At 47.4% G+C, this 21,162-nt stretch carries 18 protein-coding genes; 12 read left to right on the forward strand and 6 right to left on the reverse strand.

The annotated features are described in order from the left end of the window. Positions 1 to 106: 106 nt before the first annotated feature. The 9 genes from glyA (at position 107) to L5M49_RS08150 (ending at position 7,873) form a co-directional block, all read left to right on the forward strand. Entirely contained in the window at positions 107 to 1,360 is a 1,254-nt protein-coding gene (glyA, locus tag L5M49_RS08110) for a serine hydroxymethyltransferase (protein ID WP_105251747.1), read from the forward strand. Positions 1,361 to 1,648: 288 nt separating this feature from the next. Continuing rightward, entirely contained in the window at positions 1,649 to 2,098 is a 450-nt protein-coding gene (gene nrdR, locus L5M49_RS08115) for a transcriptional regulator NrdR (RefSeq protein ID WP_006082643.1), read from the forward strand. Positions 2,099 to 2,217: 119 nt separating this feature from the next. Continuing rightward, entirely contained in the window at positions 2,218 to 3,396 is a 1,179-nt protein-coding gene (gene ribD, locus L5M49_RS08120; protein WP_263265809.1) for a bifunctional diaminohydroxyphosphoribosylaminopyrimidine deaminase/5-amino-6-(5-phosphoribosylamino)uracil reductase RibD, read from the forward strand. A gap of 50 nt (positions 3,397 to 3,446) precedes the next feature. Continuing rightward, positions 3,447 to 4,103, forward strand: coding sequence for a riboflavin synthase (locus tag L5M49_RS08125; RefSeq protein WP_006082641.1), 657 nt, complete (start codon positions 3,447 to 3,449; stop codon positions 4,101 to 4,103). 95 nt (positions 4,104 to 4,198) lie between these two features. After that, positions 4,199 to 5,302, forward strand: coding sequence for a bifunctional 3,4-dihydroxy-2-butanone-4-phosphate synthase/GTP cyclohydrolase II (ribBA, locus tag L5M49_RS08130; protein ID WP_028761388.1), 1,104 nt, complete (start codon positions 4,199 to 4,201; stop codon positions 5,300 to 5,302). A gap of 130 nt (positions 5,303 to 5,432) precedes the next feature. Next, entirely contained in the window at positions 5,433 to 5,912 is a 480-nt protein-coding gene (gene ribE, locus L5M49_RS08135) for a 6,7-dimethyl-8-ribityllumazine synthase (protein ID WP_006082639.1), read from the forward strand. Between the two features lie 11 nt (positions 5,913 to 5,923). Next, positions 5,924 to 6,328 (forward strand): transcription antitermination factor NusB, encoded by a 405-nt coding sequence (gene nusB / locus L5M49_RS08140; RefSeq protein WP_006082638.1) that lies wholly within the window; start codon positions 5,924 to 5,926, stop codon positions 6,326 to 6,328. A 78-nt stretch (positions 6,329 to 6,406) separates the two neighbouring features. Next, a complete protein-coding gene (gene thiL / locus L5M49_RS08145; RefSeq protein ID WP_037392620.1) occupies positions 6,407 to 7,363 on the forward strand; it encodes a thiamine-phosphate kinase in 957 nt (318 codons plus the stop codon). 15 nt (positions 7,364 to 7,378) lie between these two features. Continuing rightward, on the forward strand, positions 7,379 to 7,873 hold the full coding sequence (locus tag L5M49_RS08150; protein ID WP_263146996.1) for a phosphatidylglycerophosphatase A: 495 nt from the start codon (positions 7,379 to 7,381) through the stop codon (positions 7,871 to 7,873). Positions 7,874 to 8,025: 152 nt separating this feature from the next. On the opposite strand, the gene recN is transcribed toward L5M49_RS08150, so the two are convergent. Both recN and L5M49_RS08160 read right to left on the reverse strand, forming a co-directional pair. After that, positions 8,026 to 9,684, reverse strand: coding sequence for a DNA repair protein RecN (gene recN / locus L5M49_RS08155; protein WP_263265810.1), 1,659 nt, complete (start codon positions 9,682 to 9,684; stop codon positions 8,026 to 8,028). A gap of 128 nt (positions 9,685 to 9,812) precedes the next feature. Continuing rightward, complete coding sequence (locus L5M49_RS08160; protein ID WP_263146999.1) at positions 9,813 to 10,775, reverse strand: AEC family transporter; 963 nt, start codon at positions 10,773 to 10,775, stop codon at positions 9,813 to 9,815. Positions 10,776 to 11,065: 290 nt separating this feature from the next. Here L5M49_RS08160 and lldR point away from each other — a divergent pair, with 290 nt between their 5' ends. Beyond that, the gene (gene lldR / locus L5M49_RS08165) at positions 11,066 to 11,965 is read left to right on the forward strand and encodes a LysR family transcriptional regulator LldR (RefSeq protein WP_105251752.1); all 900 of its coding nucleotides are present in this window, start codon (positions 11,066 to 11,068) and stop codon (positions 11,963 to 11,965) included. A gap of 36 nt (positions 11,966 to 12,001) precedes the next feature. Here lldR and L5M49_RS08170 read toward each other — a convergent pair whose 3' ends face one another. The 3 genes from L5M49_RS08170 to barA all read right to left on the reverse strand — a co-directional run bounded on the left by L5M49_RS08170 (position 12,002) and on the right by barA (position 15,754). Further along, entirely contained in the window at positions 12,002 to 12,235 is a 234-nt protein-coding gene (locus L5M49_RS08170) for a DUF3319 domain-containing protein (protein WP_131523583.1), read from the reverse strand. A 143-nt stretch (positions 12,236 to 12,378) separates the two neighbouring features. Beyond that, the gene (locus L5M49_RS08175) at positions 12,379 to 12,978 is read right to left on the reverse strand and encodes a YjaG family protein (protein ID WP_028761381.1); all 600 of its coding nucleotides are present in this window, start codon (positions 12,976 to 12,978) and stop codon (positions 12,379 to 12,381) included. Then, positions 12,953 to 15,754, reverse strand: a complete 2,802-nt coding sequence (barA, locus tag L5M49_RS08180; RefSeq protein ID WP_259213278.1) for a two-component sensor histidine kinase BarA — start codon at positions 15,752 to 15,754, stop codon at positions 12,953 to 12,955. Before barA ends, L5M49_RS08175 begins: the two co-directional genes overlap by 26 nt. Before the next feature lie 100 nt (positions 15,755 to 15,854). Here barA and rlmD point away from each other — a divergent pair, with 100 nt between their 5' ends. After that, positions 15,855 to 17,207, forward strand: a complete 1,353-nt coding sequence (rlmD, locus tag L5M49_RS08185) for a 23S rRNA (uracil(1939)-C(5))-methyltransferase RlmD (RefSeq protein WP_263265811.1) — start codon at positions 15,855 to 15,857, stop codon at positions 17,205 to 17,207. 152 nt (positions 17,208 to 17,359) lie between these two features. Then, a complete protein-coding gene (relA, locus tag L5M49_RS08190) occupies positions 17,360 to 19,567 on the forward strand; it encodes a GTP diphosphokinase (RefSeq protein ID WP_263181209.1) in 2,208 nt (735 codons plus the stop codon). Between the two features lie 488 nt (positions 19,568 to 20,055). Here the strand turns inward: relA and L5M49_RS08195 are convergent, their stop codons facing one another. After that, positions 20,056 to 21,081, reverse strand: coding sequence for a transposase (locus L5M49_RS08195; RefSeq protein ID WP_263147011.1), 1,026 nt, complete (start codon positions 21,079 to 21,081; stop codon positions 20,056 to 20,058). Positions 21,082 to 21,162: the final 81 nt, after the last annotated feature.

Below are 21,162 nucleotides of genomic sequence, written 5' to 3' on the forward strand. Positions count from 1 at the left end.
AGCACTATCTGCAGGAATTTCATGTTTCAAATACTGGGATTGTGACCGCGTTCCGAGTAGAATACCGCGCAACCCTACCTATAAGAATTGGCAGCTGGAGTAAGCAATGCTGAAAAAAGATATGAATATCGCAGATTATGATCCGGAACTGTTTAACGCAATTCAGAATGAAACTCTGCGTCAAGAAGAGCATATTGAGCTGATTGCTTCTGAAAACTACACCAGTCCACGCGTGATGGAAGCGCAAGGTTCACAGTTAACCAATAAGTACGCTGAAGGCTATCCAGGCAAGCGTTACTACGGTGGTTGTGAGTATGTGGACGTAGTTGAAACCTTAGCGATTGAACGTGCTAAACAACTGTTTGGCGCAACTTACGCTAACGTACAACCTCATTCAGGTTCACAGGCAAACAGCGCTGTTTACATGGCATTGTTAAAACCTGGCGATACCGTACTGGGCATGAACTTAGCTCATGGTGGTCACTTGACCCACGGTTCACCGGTTAACTTCTCTGGCAAACTGTACAACATCATTCCTTACGGTATCGACGAGTCTGGCAAAATTGACTACGACGAGATGGAACGTATTGCCTTAGAACACAAGCCTAAGATGATGATCGGCGGTTTTTCTGCCTATTCAGGTATCGTTGACTGGGCAAAAATGCGTGAAATCGCAGACAAAATAGGTGCTTATTTATTTGTCGATATGGCACACGTTGCCGGTCTTATTGCTGCGGGCGTTTATCCAAACCCAGTACCACACGCGCACGTTGTGACATCTACGACCCACAAAACCTTAGCGGGTCCCCGTGGTGGCGTGATCCTATCTGCTGCTGACGATGAAGACTTGTATAAGAAGTTGAACTCTGCGGTATTCCCTGGCGGTCAAGGTGGCCCATTAATGCACGTTATCGCCGGTAAAGCGGTGGCGTTCAAAGAAGCTCTAGAGCCAGAATTTAAAGTGTACCAACAGCAAGTGGTTAATAACGCTAAAGCTATGGTTGAAGTGTTCCTTGAGCGCGGTTACAAAATCGTCTCTGGCGGAACCAGCAACCACTTAATGCTAGTTGACCTGATTGGTCGTGACTTAACGGGTAAAGAAGCCGATGCTGCCTTAGGTAGCGCTAACATTACCGTGAACAAAAATTCAGTGCCAAACGACCCACGTTCACCCTTTGTGACCTCTGGTGTGCGTATCGGTACGCCAGCTATTACGCGCCGCGGCTTTAAAGAAGCGGAATCGAAAGAGCTGACGGGCTGGATTTGTGACATCCTTGATGATGCAAGCAATCCTGCTGTGATTGAGCGTGTTAAAGGCCAAGTATTGGCACTTTGCGCACGTTTCCCTGTTTACGGCTAATTTGCCTATGCATCTACGCTTAGTAGATGAAGGGCCGAGATTGACCGCCGACAGACTTGATACTTATCACATCAGGTATTTAGCATCAGGCACTTAACATCAAGTAGTTAACATTAGGTTGTTAAGCTCAGGTAGTTAACCTCAGCCCATAAATAGGATAAAATCCCATGGCCGCATCTCGCGGCCATTTTTATTGGTAAAATCTTAAGTTTAAATCCATGGCGTTTGACTGAGATTTAACAGGTAAAGCCATTAACGCTTTACCACCATTCACTGGCAGGAGGCTCAATGCATTGTCCATTTTGCAGCGCGACAGATACTAAAGTCATCGATTCCCGATTAGTGGCAGAAGGCCACCAAGTGCGCCGTCGCCGAGAATGCACCGAATGCCATGAAAGATTTACCACCTTCGAAGGCGCCGAATTAGTCATGCCTAGGGTGATTAAGCGCGATGGTTCACGCCAACCCTTCGATGAAGAAAAACTCCAAGGTGGCATGTTGCGCGCCGTTGAAAAACGCCCCGTGTCTATGGATGAAATCGAGCAAGCACTCAGCAAAATTAAATCTACCCTGCGCGCCACTGGCGAGCGGGAAGTGCCGTCAGAAATGGTGGGTAACTTAATGATGGAGCAATTGATGAGCCTAGATAAAGTCGCCTACATACGTTTTGCTTCTGTGTACCGTGCCTTCGAAGACGTGTCTGAATTTGGCGAAGCCATCGCCAAACTGCAAAAGTAGTCATTGAGTTTTGTCGCCGACAAGGCAGACGTGTACGAGCGATTGGCGTGAAAGCACAAATTTAAAAGACAGGTTTGTAAGACTGGTGAAAGCCGAAACCTTTAACAACAGGGTTGAACATGAGCTTGAACATAAGTTGGTCCGTACTCGATACCCAAATGATGAGCCGCGCGATTCAATTGGCGCGCAAAGGCTTTTACACCACGAGGCCCAATCCCAGTGTGGGCTGCGTTATCGTTAAAGATAATCAAATCATCGGTGAAGGTTATCATCAAAAAGCGGGTGAACCCCACGCCGAAGTGCATGCGCTACGTATGGCTGGCGAACGCGCCCGCGGCGCAACGGCCTATGTCACTTTAGAGCCCTGCAGCCATTATGGCCGCACGCCGCCCTGCGCCTTGGCGCTGATCAATATTGGCGTTAAACGTGTGGTGGTCGCGGTGGAAGATCCTAATCCGCAAGTAGGTGGTCGTGGCATTCAAATGCTGCGTGACGCTGGTATTGAAGTGGATGTGGGATTACATCGCGATGAAGCCTATGCCTTGAATTTAGGCTTTATGAAGCGGATGGAATCGGGTTTACCCAGAGTTACAGTAAAATTGGCTGCGAGTCTCGATGGTAAAACCGCGCTGTCTAACGGTGTGTCTAAATGGATAACCGGTCCAGAATCTCGTCGCGACGTGCAGCGATTACGTTTACGTTCTTGTGCACTGGTCACGGGAATTGAAACCATACTGGCGGACGATCCCTCACTCAATGTGCGTTATCAGGAACTTGGCAGCTTAAAAGACAGTGTAACCGAGGCGCAATTACTACAGCCATTAAGAGTCATACTCGACAGCCGCGCCCGTTTGCCGTTATCGGCCGCCTGCTTGGCTATCGTATCGCCGATACTCTTGGTCTCGACCGTGGCTTATCCCGTAGAGTTTCAAGCACAATTGCCCTCCCATGTGAGTTGCCTCGTGTTACCTGCAATTGCAGGTCGCGTCTCATTGCCTGAACTATTAAGCTATTTAGGCCAAAGTTGTAATCACGTGCTGGTGGAAGCGGGTGCAACCTTAGCGGGCGCTTTTTTAGCAGAGGGGCTTGCCGATGAGTTAGTGCTATATCAAGCGATGAAAATCCTCGGTGGGCATGGGCGTAATCTGCTGCAATTGCCCGATTATCAAACCATGGCGCACATTCCTGCATTAACTTTGGTCGATGAGCGCAAATTAGGGCCAGATACCCGTTTAACTTTGAGCGTTATGCTTGATACCTCTTTATCTAAATCGAATTGGAGCAAGATAACCGTTTAACCTTGAGTCTTATGCCTTATTACTTCTTTATTTAATTAAGTGAGTTAACCATGTTTACTGGGATTATTGAAGCCGTTGGCACCCTGCGCAAACTGGAGCGTAAAGGCGATGATATTCGTCTTACCGTGGCGAGCGGCAAACTGGATTTAAACGATGTGCGTTTAGGCGACAGTATTGCCACCAACGGTGTGTGCTTAACGGTTGTGCAGCAATTAGCCGACGGTTATGTGGCTGATGTCTCTGCCGAAACAGTGAGTCTCACCGGTTTTGCTAACTACAAAGTGGGCACTAAGGTGAATCTTGAAAAAGCCGTCACCCCAACCACACGCTTAGGCGGGCACATGGTCAGCGGCCATGTAGACGGTATTGCTATGGTTGAGCAACGCCTAGTGCGTGGTCAAGCCATCGAGTTTTGGTTAGCCGCACCCGCAGAGCTTGGGCGCTACATTGCCCATAAAGGTTCCATCACCATTGATGGCGTGAGTTTGACGGTTAACGAAGTGGACGGCAGTCGATTCCGCCTGACCATAGTGCCGCATACAGCAGGGGAAACCACGTTAATCGACCTGCAAGCGGGCGATAAGGTGAATATCGAAGTGGATTTAATCGCCCGTTATCTTGAACGCTTGATGAATTATGATGGCAAAGACAGCAAGAGCGGCGGCGTCACCATGGAAATGTTAGCCCGTGCCGGCTTTGTGCGTTAGTGCACAGGAGCAGATTATTTAACTTAAGCTTATCGGCAGCTTAGGTTATTTAGGTATAGAATTTCATAACAACAGCAAAATCATAAGGTCCTACAATGGCGCTGCACAGTATAGAAGAGATCATCGAAGATATTCGTCAAGGCAAAATGGTTATTTTGATGGATGACGAAGACAGAGAAAACGAAGGTGATTTGATCATGGCGGCCGAAATGGTAACGCCAGAAGCGATTAACTTTATGGCGAAATATGGCCGTGGACTCATTTGCCAGACCATGACCAAAGCCCGTTGCCAGCAGTTAAATCTGCCCTTAATGGTGACGAATAACAACGCCCAGTTCTCGACTAACTTTACGGTTTCTATTGAGGCAGCCGAAGGCGTGACTACCGGTATTTCGGCCCACGATCGCGCGGTAACAGTCAAAGCGGCCGTGGCTAAAGAGGCTAAAGCGTCTGATTTAGTGCAACCTGGGCACATCTTCCCGTTAATGGCGCAGGACGGCGGCGTATTAACCCGCGCAGGCCACACTGAAGCCGGTTGTGATTTAGCCCGTCTTGCGGGACTTGAGCCATCGGGCGTTATCGTTGAGATTTTGAACGAAGACGGCACTATGGCACGCCGCCCAGATTTAGAGATTTTCTCCGAGTTGCACGGTATCAAAATCGGTACTATCGCGGCATTAATTGAGTATCGCAACACCAAAGAAACCACGGTTGTGCGTGAAGCTAAATGCAAACTACCGACCCGTTTCGGCGAGTTCGACATGGTGACCTTCAGAGACACTATCGACAATCAACTGCACTTTGCCTTAGTCAAAGGTGAGGTGAAAGAAGATTGTTTGGTGCGCGTGCATTTGCAAAATACCTTCAACGATTTACTCCACTCAGAGCGCGATCAGCAACGCAGCTGGCCACTCGAAAAGGCGATGGAGCGTATTTCTGCAGAAGGTGGTGTATTGGTTTTACTCGGGAATCAAGAACACCCCTGTGAAATCCTCTCTAAGGTGAAAGCCTTTGAAGCCGAAGATCAAGGCCAAGCGCCTGCTTCTGCAAAATGGCAGGGGACATCGCGCCGAGTGGGTGTTGGCTCGCAAATTCTCGCTAGCCTTGGCGTGACTAAGATGCGTCTGCTCAGCTCGCCTAAACGCTACCATTCACTTTCAGGCTTTGGCCTTGAAGTGACTGAGTATGTGGCGGACTAAAACCTAAAGTTACACTGAAGTAAAATTAACAATTTCTGATAATTTGCATAGGGCTCTGGGCAATTGGCTGTGATATCATGTCGCCACTTTTCGCCCCGAGCTGGGTGCTTTAGCTAAATTAGGTAAGATAATGAACGTAGTTCAAGGTAATATCGAAGCGAAAAATGCCAAAGTTGCGATTGTAATTTCGCGTTTCAACAGCTTTTTAGTTGAGAGCTTGCTTGAAGGTGCACTTGACACGCTGAAACGTTTTGGCCAAGTCAGCGACGACAATATCACTGTTGTCCGTGTACCAGGTGCGGTTGAGTTGCCGCTAGCTGCGCGTCGCGTAGCTGCCAGTGGTAAATTCGACGGTATTATCGCATTAGGTGCGGTGATCCGTGGTGGTACTCCTCATTTTGATTTTGTTGCAGGCGAATGTAATAAAGGTCTAGCTCAAGTTGCTTTAGAATTTGATCTGCCTGTTGCTTTCGGTGTTTTGACCACTGATACCATTGAACAAGCGATTGAACGTTCAGGTACCAAAGCGGGTAACAAAGGCGGCGAAGCTGCTCTAAGCCTGCTTGAAATGGTCAATGTTCTGCAAGAACTTGAACAACAGTTGTTATAGTAGGAAAAATAATGAAGCCTTCTGAGCGCCGCAAGGCCCGCCGTTTAGCCGTTCAAGCCATCTATTCATGGCAACTAAGCGGGAATAATATTGCCGATGTCGAGCATGAGTTTTTAACTGAACAAAGTCTCGATGGTGTTGATGTAGCTTATTTTCGTGAGCTATTTTCAGGCGTTGCAACGAAGAAAACCCAATTGGATGAGCTGATCATCCCGCATCTGGAACGCCCGATTGATGAAGTGTCTCCAGTAGAGAAAGCCATAGTTCGTTTAGCGACCTATGAGCTGACTTTCCGTAAAGATGTGCCATACAAGGTCGCGATTAACGAAGCGATTGAGTTGGCAAAAGCTTTCGGTGCGGACGAGAGTCATAAGTTTGTGAACGGACTGCTCGACAAACTGGTTGCACGCAAGTAATAAAGACAAACGGTATCTTAGGATACCGTTTTTCATTGCTAACAAAGGTGGCCGATGTAAGTCGTGCCAAACTGTACAGTGAAAGAATTCCAATTAATTGAATGTTATTTTAGCAACCGCGGCCCCACTCGCCGTGATGTGAAGCTTGGCATCGGTGACGATTGCGCTTTAGTGCAACCTGCAGAAAACAAGTCGATCGCTATCTCCTGTGATACCTTAGTTGAAAATGTCCATTTCTTCCCCGATATGCCTCCCGCTGCCTTAGGTTACAAAGCTTTAGCGGTAAATTTATCTGATCTGGCTGCCATGGGCGCTGAACCCGCGTGGATGACGCTTGCCTTAACACTACCCGAAGTCGATGAGACTTGGCTAAGTGGTTTTAGTGAAGGTTTATTTGAAGCGGCCGATTACTATGGCATCGCCTTAATTGGCGGCGATACGACTCGTGGTCCACGGGCTATTAACATCACAGTGCACGGCCAAGTCCCACAGGGTAAGGCACTCACGCGTCATGGTGCTAAAGCGGGTGATTGGATTTATGTCACGGGCACGCTCGGAGATTCGGCCTTAGGTCTGGATATCATTCGCGGCGCGCAACAGGCCAGAGCCGAGCATAAAGAATTCCTGATTAATCGCCATTATCGTCCAACACCAAGAGTCTTAGCGGGTCAAGCTTTGCGTTCGCTTGCCTCCAGTGCAATCGATCTTTCCGACGGGTTTATCTCGGATATCGGTCATGTGCTTAAGGCTTCGGCAGTTGGTGCTGTGGTGGATGTTAATTGCATCCCGCTTTCACGCGCGATGCAAGATACCGTCAGCGAGGAGCATGCCTTAGGTTATGCGCTTACGGGGGGCGAAGATTATGAACTGCTGTTCACCGTTCCTGAAGCGCAAAAAGGTGCGCTTGAGACAGCGTTGAGCCATGCAGGAGCAAAGTTTGTTCGCGTTGGACAAATTTGTGCAGGTAGTAAGCTCAAGTTGCAACTTAATGGTGAGCCGTTTACGCCGCCGTATCACGGTTTCGAGCACTTTTAAGCGAAGAGCATGTTAATGAAATGGTTGTCAAAGGATCAGGTGCTAACGCGCCTGTCATTAAAAAATCCTGTCCACTTTTTGGCACTCGGTTTCGGTAGCGGGCTCGCCGCTAAAGCGCCTGGCACCTTCGGTACTTTGGCCGCAGTTCCCCTCTATTTATTGATGGCGCCATTACCGCTCACTTGGTATATCGGCTTAACCTTATTGAGCGCATTTGCGGGATTTTATATCTGCGGTAAAGCCGCTCAAGATATGGGTGTTCACGATCACGGTGCGATTGTGTGGGATGAAGTGGTTGGGCTACTGATCACTATGATAGCGGCACCAGCAGGTTGGGGTTGGTTGTTAGTCGGCTTTGGTCTATTTCGCTTTTTCGACATCATCAAGCCTTGGCCTATTCGATGGCTCGATGCCAAAGTTCATGGTGGCTTTGGCATTATGATTGACGATGTCTTAGCGGGCGTGTTTTCGTTTATTTGTCTGCAAGGGCTAGTCTGGTGTGTTAGCTAACATTATCGCTAACCTAACATGATAGTTAACCTGACATGTTAGTTAGCATGACCAACAACTAATTCTTAGCTTTGATATAGCCCCTTAGCTTGTGATATAGAGTGTGTAGATTCAAGCGGTTAGCGATCTCATTCGTTATCTGATTCATACTACTATTGCAGCAGTTCCCTTGCGTTCGCGAGGGTATTGCTGGTGATAGTATCGCCACCTAACAGTCTTGCAAGCTCTTGGATACGCTGCTCACGATCGAGCGATTTCATTGTGGTCTCAGTACTGCCTGCCTTATTAAATTTATCGACAAACATGTGTTGATGACCATTGCCCGCAACTTGCGGCAAGTGAGTCACGCACAGTACTTGGGTCGATTCCCCTAAGCTGCGTAACATGCGGCCCACCACTGCTGCGGTGGGGCCGGAAATCCCGACATCCACCTCATCGAAAATTAATGTCGGTGTGGCAACTTTCTTCGCGGTAATCACTTGGATCCCTAGCCCTATCCGTGAGAGCTCACCGCCAGACGCGACTTTCGAAATCGGTTGCAAAGGTTGGCCAGGGTTAGTGGTTACCATAAATTCGATATTGTCACTGCCATTGGCTGACATTTGCTCGGGGTGGAAATTGACTTCGATCGTAAATTTACCCTTAGGCATATTCAGTTCGTGGATTGACTGAGTCACCAGTTTGTCGAGTTCTTTAGCATAGCGGGCACGGCTTTGGCTGAGCTTTTGCGCATTGCTAAGATAAGCGGCTCTACTTGCCTCGACTTGAAGCTGAATTTCTTCAAGTTTACTTTCATCACTGTCTAAGGTGCTTAGCTCAGCCTTTAATGCTAAATGATGTTCGGCCAGTTTATTCGGGCTAACATGATGCTTACGCGCCAGTTGCATGGCTTTTGATAGCCGTTCTTCTAAATAGGCAAAGTGGGTTGGATCGAGTTCAAGCTTACTCAAATAGTGCTGTAATTCGCCGGCACTTTCTTGCACTTGGATTAAGGCATCATTGAGCATTGTGTTGATATTGCTTAATGCAGGATCGTAGCTTTGCAGATCTTCGGCGAGGGAAACGACTCGATTGAGCAACGACTCTATGTTGTTCTCTTCGCCTTCAGTGAGTATATCTAAGCTCGCTTGACAGGTGTCAATCAACTCAGTGCCATTGGCTAAGCGTTTGTGCTCTTGCTCAATTTCATCGAACTCATCAACTTTAAGATCAAACTCATCGAGTTCTTCTACTTGATATTGCACTAATTGCTTACGGGCAATACGTTCATGCTGTGAGGTTTCGAGTTGTTTTAGGTCAGCCTCAATTTGCTTGCAGCGTTGAAAGCTGGCGGCAACCGTATCGATAAGTAATCTGTGGTTGGCATAACTGTCGAGCAGGGTGAGTTGATGTTCACTTTTTAACATCGCATGGTGCGCATGTTGGCCGTGAATACCGATGAGCAACTGACCCAGTAATTTGAGTTGCGTCAGCGGCACTGGATTCCCATTGATGTAGGCGCGTGAACGGCCATCGCTACCAATGGTCCGACGTAGTATGCATTCATCATCGAGTTCAAGATCGTTATCTTCTAACCAACGTTTCGCCAATGGAATATCATCCAAGGAAAAGCGGGCGCTGACCTCGGTTTTATTGGCTCCGGGACGAACACTGCTGGCATCGGCGCGATTGCCTAGGCATAGGCCTAGCGCATCGATGGCAATCGATTTACCCGCACCAGTTTCACCTGTGATGCTGGTCATACCGGGGCGAAAATCCAGTTCTAAAAAACGGACGATAGCGAAGTTATTAATGCTGAGTTGGCAAAGCATAGTGAATTCCTGTCGAAAAACATACCAAACCACTGTATTGATAAACAGTATATACTGATTTTATATACAGTAAAGTGGCTTGGGTAAATAATCGGCATTATCGGTAGTAAATATTTTTAATTAACTGATTATGCATAGGTTCTTACTAAGCTTTCTAAGATAGGTAAACTGAAGAAAGTGACTAAGGTGCCAAATAGAATGCCTTGAGCACTGGTTGAAGCCTGAGTGTTATAACGCTGGGCAAGTAAGTACACGCTAGCCGCGGTGGGCAGTGCGCTCAAGATCACGCCCATGATCAGGTAGTCACCACTTACTCCAAAACGGTTAAGCATAAAGTAGACGAGTGCAGGTTGGATAGCCAGCTTGAAGAGGTTGATAAGGCTCAGTTCGATAAAATTCTTGGGGCTAAATACGCTGCTATCTTTCTGGTAGCGCATCGCTTTGGCGAGTACCATGCCGATAGCAAATAGGGCGCAGGGGCTTGAGGTATTGCCTATTTGCTGGATCATTAGCGCCAGCCCTGACGGCAGTTTTATCTCTAGCGCCGAAATGCCGACGCCAATTAAGCTACCAATAACGATAGGGTTTTTACCGACCGCCATCGCCATTATGACTAAGGCGTGGTGTTGTCTTTGGGTGTTAGTGGCCAGTTCCATCGAGACTAAGGCGACGGCAAACATCAGCACGGATAATAAGCTGGCAATCGCGGCGGCGACTAAGGCACTTTGTTGCTGCGGAAAGAGGATGATGAGCAGTGGAATACCAATAAATGCCGTATTACCAAAGGTGGCATTGAGGGCTCGAATAGCGGCAACCGCATGCTGTTTAGGGTTAGCGATCAGCGATAGCCCAAGGCAGACAAGATAAGTGATTACCATAGCTGTGCTGTAGCCCGCAATAAATCCCCATTGCAAAATCTCGTCAATCGGCTGCTGGGCGAGGGCGATAAGCATGATTGCAGGGAACGCAATATAGTAGACATATTGGTTTAGCACTTGATCCGTATCGACGGGCAAGAGTTTTAGTTTTTGCACTAGTGTACCGAGCAACATGATCCCGAAGACGGCAAACAGAGGGGTTAAAATGGTCATTTCCCTCACTCATCCTTACGATTAAATTTGAATAAACTCGCCCACCGTCGTCATTTTACTGTCGCTATGATTCTTGGTGGACAGAGTTACAGCACTTGCTTCTTTTTATGTCACTTTAGAGCCAGATTTAGCGCCAGCGCAGTAAAACTCGCCACAAAATAACATACCATTTCAATCTAAGGCTATTGCGCTATGGTCGTATAAGTGAATAATTCAATGTTTAAAACACAATCACTTAGTGAATTTAGCGTTTTAACGTCAATACCCAATATGTGAAATTAGGATATGCAATGAGTGATGATTTAGGCGCTGAACTACAACTTGTCTATCTTTTTGTGCATTTAGTCAATGCGGGCAGTTTTTCGCAGGCGGCGAAGGAGCTCGATATGCCCATCGCCACTGTGAGCCGCAAGTTAGCGAAGTTGGAAGAGAAGCTCGATAAACAGCTCTTTATGCGCAGCACCCGCAAGTTACGATTGACAGAGGAAGGGCTGGCGCTCTTTCAACGCTACCAGAGTGTGGTTGCTCAATTTGATGAACTAAGTGGTTTAGGCAGTGATAAACCCGAGGGAACCTTACGCATCGCCGCGCCGATTTCGATTATTTCCATTGTGTTTATTCAGGCATTGAATGAGTTTGGCCGTTTGTATCCAGATATCCGTTTGCACATTTCCCAGAGCAATGAGTTAGTCGATTTGATCGACAAAGGCATAGATGTGGCGATTGTTGGCGGTGCTCAGCCTGATTCTTCTTGGGTGTCGAGTACCTTAGGCGAGCTCGACTATTGCCTGTTTGCCACACCAGAATATTTGGCTCAGGCACCTAAACTTGAGCATCCCGATGATCTTGAAGCCCATCAACTGATAAAAGTCTGGCCGCTGTTTAATTGGCATTTAAAGCATCCAAGCGGCGAGTCTTTTTATTTTAATGGCCCGACTAAGCTCACCCTCACGGATTTACACGGAGCGATTCAGGCGACCTTAGGCCATGGCGGGATCTTGTATGGTCCTGAACTATTTGTAAAACAGCAGATTAAAGAGGGAAAACTCAAAGTATTACTGCCTGAATGGATTGGCGAACAGAGGCGAATTTCGATTTTATATCATCAGCGCAGCCAGCAGCCGCTAAAGGTAAGAGTCTTTATTGAGTTTATGCAGTCAAAGGCGCCAGAGTTATTCTCTATGCGTTGATTTAACCGAGTTATTCTTTAATAAGGGAACTGATTTTTAGCGTCTTTTAGGTTTTACGGTGTTTTTGCTCATGGTGTTTTGCGTTTGTTTTGCGTCTTGCAGGCTGGAGCGTGTCGCGGGCAGTATGCCGAGTTCTAAGAAGTATCCCACTAAACGCCGTAGTTCAAATAAAGAACCGATACGCTGTTGATCTTTGATGGTCAGTTTCCAACTGTCGGTGCGTCCTTCGCTATTGGTTAAGATAAATCCTTGATAAACAATCTTTCTCATTGGAATAACTCAATCTTTATTGATGCTATTTATAGCAACTGGATATCTTTGACGGGATTCGTTGGTGAGGGTGTAAAACGATGATCCCTTTCTTATTCTGCATGGATAATAGGTGCTTGAGTAACCCCAAGCACCCCCATCAATTAAGCGACGCTGATACCGATATTTGATACGCCAGCTTCGATAATGTCTTTGCGTAAACCTTTGACCAGTTCTGCAGTGATCTTCGGATTTTCTTCAATAATTTCCAGCAGAGAATTTTGTAATTCTTTCTCTTCTTCCATGACTTCATGGGCGAAAACGAAATCATCTAATGCTTCATCCACCAAATCGACATCGCTGATCGCTTCGATGTAGTTAGCCACTGTGCTGGATGACAATTTGCTGATATTGACTATGTCTTCTTCAATTTTGCCTTGAATCGCACCCAGTAAGGTCGATATGGCGACCACTGCATCCATAGCAGGGTAGACGCCATAGGCTTCAAAATCAGCAGGATCTGGGGTGTTATCTTCCAAGCGTTGCAGATGCACATCGACATTGAATTTGAGCTTGGAGTCGTACTGGGATTGCCACAATAGTTCTAATGCGGTACTCAACACAGTAGGATCGCCAAACTCACAAACTTCGGAAAACAGTTGATAGTTGGGCAACATACGTTGGCAAAGTGCAGTGGCAAAGAGTTGTTTTTGTGGCAGTGTTAACGCCTTGAGACGTTTAAAGAAGCCCGTTTTTTTGGTCATCTGTTATTTCCGCTGATAGCTGTGATATCACTTGATTTGCCGCAGATTCTACCTTAGTTAACTCATCAAGTAACTCTAGTATTTCGGGTTCGAGATCTTCGACCGCTGTTTCACGTTTTAGTGCCGATTCAATTTCTTGGCATAATCTTTGGGTTGTAGGCACGCCGCAGTAGCAGCTCGCACCATGTAGTTTATGGATAGTACTGAGCATGACGGGGTGATCGTTTTGACTCAGCGCCGTCTGAATTGTCGTCACGGTTTGCGGTAAAGAGTCGAGCAACATTCTCAGCATGTCTAAGGCGAGGTCTGCCTTGTGATTAGCTTGGGTTAAGCATAAATCCCAGTTCAGCGTATGCAGGTCAAAATGGGTGAATTTAGGCCGAGTGATCCAGCGATGGATAACGTCTTTGAGCGCAGCCTCATCAATAGGTTTCGGTAAATATCCATCCATGCCACTGCCTAAAATCAGCTCGCGTTCTTCGGCAATCGCATGGGCCGTCACGGCAATAATTGGCGTGTTACGGTTCATTGAGCCTTGGCGAATTTGCTTAGTGGCACTAATGCCATCTGTGCCTGGCATCTGAATATCCATAAAAATTAAATCGAAGGTGCGAGTCTTCGCCTGTTTAACCGCTTCATCGCCACTGTTGACCGCGATAACCGTCGTCACTAACTCACTGAGCAAGGTGTCGATTAGTTTTAAGTTGGCAAAGTTATCATCCACCGCCAGTACGGTTAAGGATTGGCGCGCCGCCGGCGTGGCTATGGTCACTGGGGCTATGATGTCGTATTCCATCGGTGGATAGAGTAAGTTGCGGGCAAGCTGGTGCTCACTCACGGGCAGAGACAACACCACATCGGCATTCGGGCGGATAAATTGGGTTAAGGCATCCTGTTCTTGGCAATCGTATAGCACCACAAGGCAATCGGTTTTGGTCTTTGCCAAGTTAAGTGTGCTCACCAGTTGTCCTGAATCGCTAAATCCATGGCAACTCAAGAGAACATAGTCGTATGGCGCTTCAGCCGTGTTGAGTGTGGTCAGCAAGCTTGGGATATGCTGATGGTGAGTCACTTTAGTATCCCATTGATTCAATTGGCGACTCAAGACAGCATGAGTCAGCACTCGGGGCTCATAAAACAGTATGGTTTTGTCTTTGAGTTTTTCGAGCGGCAGTGAGTCACCGATTTGGAACTGACCTAAGCCAAGTGGCAAACTGAACCAGAAGTTTGAGCCTTTCTCTGGGGATGAGGTAAAGCCGATTTGGCCGCCCATTTGATTCACTAAACGCTTAGTGATCACTAAACCTAAGCCTGTGCCACCAAAGCGGCGGGAAATCGACGAATCGGCTTGGCCAAAGGCTTGGAATAAAAAGTCTTGCTGGCTTTCATCGATACCAATACCGGTATCGACCACATCACAGCGCAGTACCACTTGTTCTTCCGACTGGCTTTGCAGTTCGATTTTGACCATCACGCTGCCAGAGTCGGTGAATTTAATCGCGTTACCGACCAAGTTATTGATGATTTGGCACACGCGCATGGCATCGCCATTCACATTGTCGGGTACGTTAGGAGCGATATCGACGACGAGTTCTAGGCCCTTGGCCTGAGCGCTGCCCGAGATTAGCGTGATGGTATCGCCTATGGTTTCCCTTAGACCGAAGGGCATGTTTTCCAACACCATTTTACCGGCTTCGAGTTTAGAAAAATCGAGAATATCGTTGATGATACCCAGTAGGTTAGTGGCGCTGCGCTCAATGGTTTTGATGTAATCCACTTGGCTCGAATGCAAAGGGGTTTTCACCAATTGCCGCGCAAAACCAATAACCCCATTAAGCGGCGTACGTAACTCGTGTGACATGTTGGCTAAGAATTCAGATTTAATTCGGCTGGCTTCTAGGGCGCGTTTTTTCGCTAAATCTAACTCGACGTTTTGGATTTCAATCTGTTCTAAGGTTTCCCGCAGATCCGACGTGGCTTGGTCGATATTTTGCTGCATCTCATCATGGTATTCCGACAACGACCCCGCCATGGCATTGATGCCGCGTTTGAGTAAGTCGAGCTCACCAATCAAGTTGCCATCTAAGCGGGCGTCCAATTTACCTTCACGGATTTTAGCAACGACGCGCACCATTTCAGTAATGGGCTGAGTGACGTTTTTCACCAGCCGGAAAGTGAACAGCAAGTTCAACTGTACCCCGATCAACACGATAATAAAGGCGGCGACCGCGGCTCTATGTTGCTCGAGCAAGGCGCGTTCTTTATTGATTATGATGGAGATATAACCTAACAGTTGACCATCGTCTGTTTGGATATCGTAATTGGCGGGAGCGGCGCTGGGCCCGGTGGAGAAAATCGGTGTCCGTAAAATCAGGCTGTCGCCCACATGCTCAATTTCGGTTTTATGCAGTGTGTTAAGCGCTTCTTTGTAGCGCATAATTTCAAAGTCTTTGTGGTAGTGCGAGGTCACAAAGAGTTGATTGTTGGCGTCGAAAATCGCGATGGATTTCACTAAGGTGGATTTGTTGAGCTGCGCTGCGGCGAGTAAGCGTTTGGTCGCCTCGCGATCATTGGCCACTAAACCGATTTCACTGGCAATTGACAGCGGCTCGATAATATTGCTGCCCTGTTCGACGAGCGTATCTTCGAGCTCATAAAAACGGTTTATGGTAAAGTAGCTGCCCAGAAGGATACCGACCAAGATTGTTGGCGCGAGCGCCAGTACAAGAACCCAAGAACGTAGGCTGTATTTGGTCATGTTGTTGACTGGGTTCATAGCAGCGGCGGTGTTTCCTGTAACAGAGACTAAGATAATTTTATAAGACTGCCAGAAAGAGGGCGGTCTTTGCCAGTATTTTATTGATTTAGAGGCCGAAATGGCGCAATTTTTTAAAGCAAAACCAAATAGTTCCAAACAGTTGTCGGCTAAGTTATCGCTGAGCGTCAATCAGCTCGATCACTTAGGGGCAGGTATAGCACAACATCAAGGTAAAGTCGTGTTTATCCCCGGCGCACTGCTCGATGAAACCGTGACGGTACAGCTCACCGAGCAAAAGAAAAATTATGCCCGCGCCAAGTTAATTAAAGTCGATACACCTAGCTCTGAGCGCGTAGCGCCTGAGTGTCCACACTATCACACCTGCGGCGGCTGCGACTTACAGCATATGTCATTATCGGGCCAGCGTGAGCATAAAGAAGCGGCGCTGCTGGATATTATGGCTAAGTTTGCCGGCGCCGAAGGCGGCACGTTATCACCCGCATTAACGGGTGAAGGTTGGCATTATCGTCGCCGTGCCCGTCTTGCGACCTTATTTGATAAAAATACTAAACATTTAAGCTTAGGTTTCCGTGCCGCCAGTAGCAGCAATGTGGTGCCTATCAGCCAGTGTCAGGTGTTAGCTAAGCCGTTATCGGACTTAATAGTCCCCTTTGCTAAGTTGCTGAATCAATTGTCGGCTAAAGCCAGCTTAGGTCACCTTGAGTTAATTGCCGCCGATAATGGTCATTTCGCCGTGCTGCGTATCACTAAGGCGCTAAACGATAAAGATCTGGCTAAGCTGTCAGCCTTTGCTGAGCAGCATCAAATTCACATTTGTCTGCAGGATAATGAAGGCCAATTCCAAGGCGTTGGCGCTGAGTTAGTGTTACCGGTTTATCAGCTGTTAGATGACAAAGCTGAGTCGGATGCGGTGAGTTTAAGCTTCACCCCAGGTAACTTTGTGCAAGTGAATGGACAAATTAACAAGGCCATGGTCGCTCAAGCGATGGATTGGTTAGCGCCAGCGCCTGATGAGCGCATTTTGGATTTGTTCTGCGGTATGGGGAATTTCAGTTTGCCCTTAGCAAAAATGGGCGCGGATGTGATTGGCGTCGAAGGAGTTGCCGAAATGGTGACTCAGGCTCGGGTGAACGCGAAAGCGAACAATCTTGATAAACTGACCTTTTACCACGGCGATTTAAGTGCGGATTTATCCCTTGAGCCTTGGATGGGCAAAATTGATAAATTACTGCTCGACCCCGCCCGCGCTGGGGCGTTTGAAAGCTTGCAATGGCTGAAGAAAATGAAGCCGCGCAAAGTCGTGTATGTTTCGTGTAATCCTGCGAGCTTGGCCCGCGATAGCGCTGTACTGTTAGAGCGCGGTTACCGATTACAGCAATTGGGACTTATCGATATGTTCCCACAAACACACCATATCGAAGCCATGGCACTGTTTGAATTAACCAAGTAATTTGCGCTGGCAAAGTAAGCAAAGCGTTTGAATAACGTAAAAAATGTGATTATTACGTCGGTTGGGTTTGACAAGTTCGCGCCAATGCTGAAGATAGGAGAGCTGAAGTGGTGCCCACTTTCTCTCTGAGCACGGATAAGGAAATAAATTAGATGGTCTCTGTTCGCGAAGCGCACTTTAATGATCCCGATTTTCACTTAGAAGATTGGGTAGCTCGCTATGTTGGTCATGCCGATGAAGCGCAGATGCTGCTCTCTTTGATAGGGCAGATTGACGCCTTACCAGCCAAGAGTCCTGCGGCGAAGAGAGAACTGCTCGAACGTGCTCGAGAGATGATTGAAATCCTCGCACCGCTAAACATGGACATTGAAACCCTGCAGGCGGCAATTTTGTTTGTGGTGCTCGATGCTGGGTTACTGACCGAAGAAGCCATCCAAGAGAAATTTGGTGAACCGCTGGCGCGTTTAGTGGCGAGTGTCGTGACCATGAACGCCATCGGTGCCTTGAAAATCAATCCTAATAGTCGTTCAACCGAGCCGCAAATCGATAATATCCGCCGCATGTTATTGGCTATGGTTGAAGATGTGCGCGCCGTGGTGATCAAGCTTGCCGAGCGTGTGTGTTTGCTACGGGCGGTGAAAAATGCCGACGAAGAAACTCGCGTGCTGCTGGCCCGCGAAATTGCCGATATTTATGCGCCGCTGGCTAACCGTTTAGGGATTGGACAATTGAAGTGGGAGCTGGAAGATATTTCTTTTCGCTATCTGCATCCTGATACCTATAAAGACATTGCTAAGCAATTAGATGGCAAACGACTGGATCGTGAAGTCTTTATCGACAAGTTTGTCAGTCAGTTGCAACAAAGATTAGATGAAGACCAAATTCGCGCTAAGGTCTACGGCCGGCCGAAACATATCTACAGTATTTGGCGCAAGATGAAGGGCAAGCACCTCAAATTTGATGAGTTGTTTGACGTGCGCGCCGTGCGTATCGTGACTGAGCGTCTGCAGGATTGTTATGGCGCGTTAGGTGTTGTGCATACGCTTTGGCACCATATTCCGCGGGAATTTGACGACTATGTCGCTAACCCTAAGCCTAACGGTTATCAATCGATTCATACCGTAGTGGTGGGGCCTGAGGGCAAAACCGTTGAAATTCAAATTCGTACCCAAGACATGCATGAAGATGCAGAGCTGGGTGTGGCCGCGCACTGGAAATACAAAGAAGGCAATCATTCCGGTAAGCAAAGTGGCTACGAAGAAAAAATTAACTGGCTGCGTAAAATTCTGCAATGGCAGGAAGACGTGGTCGAAAGTGGCAACTTGGTCGAAGAAGTGCGCAGCCAAGTGTTTGAAGACAGAGTCTATGTATTCACCCCAAGCGGTGAAGTTGTCGACTTGCCACTGGGCTCAACCGTGCTCGACTTTGCCTATTACATTCACTCCCAAGTGGGACATAAATGTATTGGTGCTAAGGTCGATGGCCGTATTGTGCCGTTCACCTATCAGGTTGAAACGGGCGAGCGTATCGAGATCATCACCTCGAAACAGCCCAACCCCAAGCGTGACTGGCTTAACCCTAACTTAGGTTATATCCGTACCTCGCGGGCGCGTTCGAAAATTCAGCATTGGTTTAAGCAGCAGGACAGAGACAAGAATATTGTCGCCGGCAAAGAAATGCTTGAATCCGAATTGGCGCGGGTGAGCCTTAAAATTAAAGACGCGGCTATTGCGGTCGAGCGCTTTAATATGGCGAACATGGATGACTTACTGGCGGCGATTGGCGGCGGTGATGTGCGTCTGCATCAAGTGGTTAACCATATTCAGAGCCGACTGCGACTCGACGAAGTGTCAGAAGAAGATGCGGTCGAAGAATTAGTTAAGAAAGGCCAACATAAACCGACCTCCAGTGGCCGTGGTCAGGTTGAAGTCAACGGTGTGGGTAACTTGCTTAACCATATCGCTCGTTGTTGCCAGCCCGTTCCCGGTGATGAGATTTTAGGTTTTATCACTAAGGGCCGCGGTATTTCTGTGCATCGCGCTGATTGTGAGCAAGTTAAAGAGTTAATGCGGGTTCACCCAGAGCGTGGCGTCGATGTGGTCTGGGGCGAAAATTACTCCGGCGGTTATCGCATGCGTCTGCGGGTATTAGCCCACGATCGCAGTGGCTTATTGCGTGACTTAACCTCAGTGCTGGCGGCCGAAAAATCCAATGTACTGGCCATGAGTTCGTCATCGGACACTAAAAATCAGACAGCCGCGATTGAGTTGGAACTGGAGCTTTATAACCTCGATGGTTTATCGCGAGTGTTATCTAAACTGACCCAAGTCGATAGTGTGATCGAGGCAAGACGGCTTTAAGGCTAGCAACGCCTATCGAAGTGAATAGCCTTGAAATCTCTAGCAATATAAAAGACTTTGAGAAGCCATCTTGAAGCTAGAAAGTAATAAAGGATAGGGGCGGCAAGGCGAATTTCGCTGGCCGCCTTTTTATTTGGTTTTTTTATGAAAATTGAGTTGGATGACCAGTTAATTTAGTCTTTTGTATGTTTAGCTGTTGCTGCAAGCCATTCATAATGGCTTGTCATGGCATTCACTCACCGACTCGCAGCCAGTCCATCCGTGGATGCTCGACCGCCCCGTCCATGGGGCGGACGGTCGTCTCGCTAATCATCATGGCACGCCTTTCGAGTGCTTGCGTAACCTGTTGGTTTTAAAGACTAGATCTAATCTTAACGATTATAGGCGCTACTCTATTGGGCAGAAATGAGCTATGTTTTGCACGGAATTCTCTGCATTCCGGATAAACAAAAATAATTCTAAGCGCTGAATCGTGGGCAGCGATGAACTTAAGGATGTAACGCTTGGCTTGAGGCTTTACCTTTACACCATTTGCCGCTGTTGTGCTGCTTTTTAAACTCGCACATACTATCCCATCGACCACTTATGCCACTGTATTGACGGCGAAACTCTTTGGCTGAAGTGAGCCATGCATCGGACGAAATGCCTAATTCATCGAGCAGTTTTGGCAGCTGATTATCAATATAACCTTTTTTATCAAGGCGAATGGCTCGTCCCGTCCAATCTATTAACTCAAGATAATCAGCAAAATGAAACGGAATACCCGTTTGCTGATTCTGAAGTGTTGAACCATCAAATTTTGCGAGGGCTTTATGTGGTATTTGCTGTAGGTTATCTGCGGTAGTTTTGGCCAGTTGGGGCGCGTTGCTATGAGGATTAAGCGCATTCACGCGCTCCTGAATCGATGTAAAATCAGAGGATTGCAAAGAGTCGGCAATCCCTGCTCGAATAGGATTTAAATCGACATACATCATGCACGCCAGCAGTGCTTGCTCATCTAACAAGGCTTGTGACTTAAAACGGCCTTCCCAAAAAGCACCTTTACACTCATCTTCACGATTGGCCTTACGGGCAATTTCTTCATTTAAACAGCGCATAAACCAAGAGATACTGCTCAGTCGCTCATGCCACTCGGCGAGAAATGCATCAAGTAACATCGCTTCACCGTCGATTAAAGCATCACCATTCATATACTTAGTGGCGACAGCATGGCCTTTAGTGATTTGACACCAGCGGCGAATAATATCTTTTTGCGTTAGCGATTTCGCCTTGTCGACATCAATTTTAAGCACTAAATGATAGTGATTACTCATCACCGCATAGGCACAAATATCAATACAAAAAATAGCGGACAAGACTTTGATTTTATCAACAATCCAGCCACGTCGATGCTCGTAACTGCGACCAGTGAGTTTATCCTCACCACACAAAAAAGCCCTTCTAACACAGCGATTTATCACATGATAGAAAGGCGTTGCATTGGCATCAATTAATTGTCTTCTAGCCGAAGTCATCACAAGTCACCGTACTGGCTAAATTAGGATAACTTAAAGCCTAGTCTAGAGGGCAAGAAAACACAAAAAGATATGGCTGTC

This window comes from Shewanella sp. SM74 (assembly GCF_025653725.1).
In the GTDB taxonomy this organism is placed as follows: Bacteria; Pseudomonadota; Gammaproteobacteria; order Enterobacterales; family Shewanellaceae; genus Shewanella; species Shewanella oncorhynchi.

Coding starts and splice junctions, on each gene's coding strand:
- nrdR (WP_006082643.1), top strand. CDS start 1,649: ATGCATTGTCCATTTTGCAGCGCGACAGATACTAAAGTCATCGATTCC.
- L5M49_RS08160 (WP_263146999.1), bottom strand. CDS start 10,775: ATGACCATTTTAACCCCTCTGTTTGCCGTCTTCGGGATCATGTTGCTC.
- L5M49_RS08195 (WP_263147011.1), bottom strand. CDS start 21,081: ATGACTTCGGCTAGAAGACAATTAATTGATGCCAATGCAACGCCTTTC.
- L5M49_RS08125 (WP_006082641.1), top strand. CDS start 3,447: ATGTTTACTGGGATTATTGAAGCCGTTGGCACCCTGCGCAAACTGGAG.
- ribD (WP_263265809.1), top strand. CDS start 2,218: ATGAGCTTGAACATAAGTTGGTCCGTACTCGATACCCAAATGATGAGC.
- lldR (WP_105251752.1), top strand. CDS start 11,066: ATGAGTGATGATTTAGGCGCTGAACTACAACTTGTCTATCTTTTTGTG.
- recN (WP_263265810.1), bottom strand. CDS start 9,684: ATGCTTTGCCAACTCAGCATTAATAACTTCGCTATCGTCCGTTTTTTA.
- L5M49_RS08175 (WP_028761381.1), bottom strand. CDS start 12,978: ATGACCAAAAAAACGGGCTTCTTTAAACGTCTCAAGGCGTTAACACTG.
- glyA (WP_105251747.1), top strand. CDS start 107: ATGCTGAAAAAAGATATGAATATCGCAGATTATGATCCGGAACTGTTT.
- relA (WP_263181209.1), top strand. CDS start 17,360: ATGGTCTCTGTTCGCGAAGCGCACTTTAATGATCCCGATTTTCACTTA.
- L5M49_RS08150 (WP_263146996.1), top strand. CDS start 7,379: ATGAAATGGTTGTCAAAGGATCAGGTGCTAACGCGCCTGTCATTAAAA.
- L5M49_RS08170 (WP_131523583.1), bottom strand. CDS start 12,235: ATGAGAAAGATTGTTTATCAAGGATTTATCTTAACCAATAGCGAAGGA.
- ribBA (WP_028761388.1), top strand. CDS start 4,199: ATGGCGCTGCACAGTATAGAAGAGATCATCGAAGATATTCGTCAAGGC.
- nusB (WP_006082638.1), top strand. CDS start 5,924: ATGAAGCCTTCTGAGCGCCGCAAGGCCCGCCGTTTAGCCGTTCAAGCC.
- rlmD (WP_263265811.1), top strand. CDS start 15,855: ATGGCGCAATTTTTTAAAGCAAAACCAAATAGTTCCAAACAGTTGTCG.
- ribE (WP_006082639.1), top strand. CDS start 5,433: ATGAACGTAGTTCAAGGTAATATCGAAGCGAAAAATGCCAAAGTTGCG.
- barA (WP_259213278.1), bottom strand. CDS start 15,754: ATGAACCCAGTCAACAACATGACCAAATACAGCCTACGTTCTTGGGTT.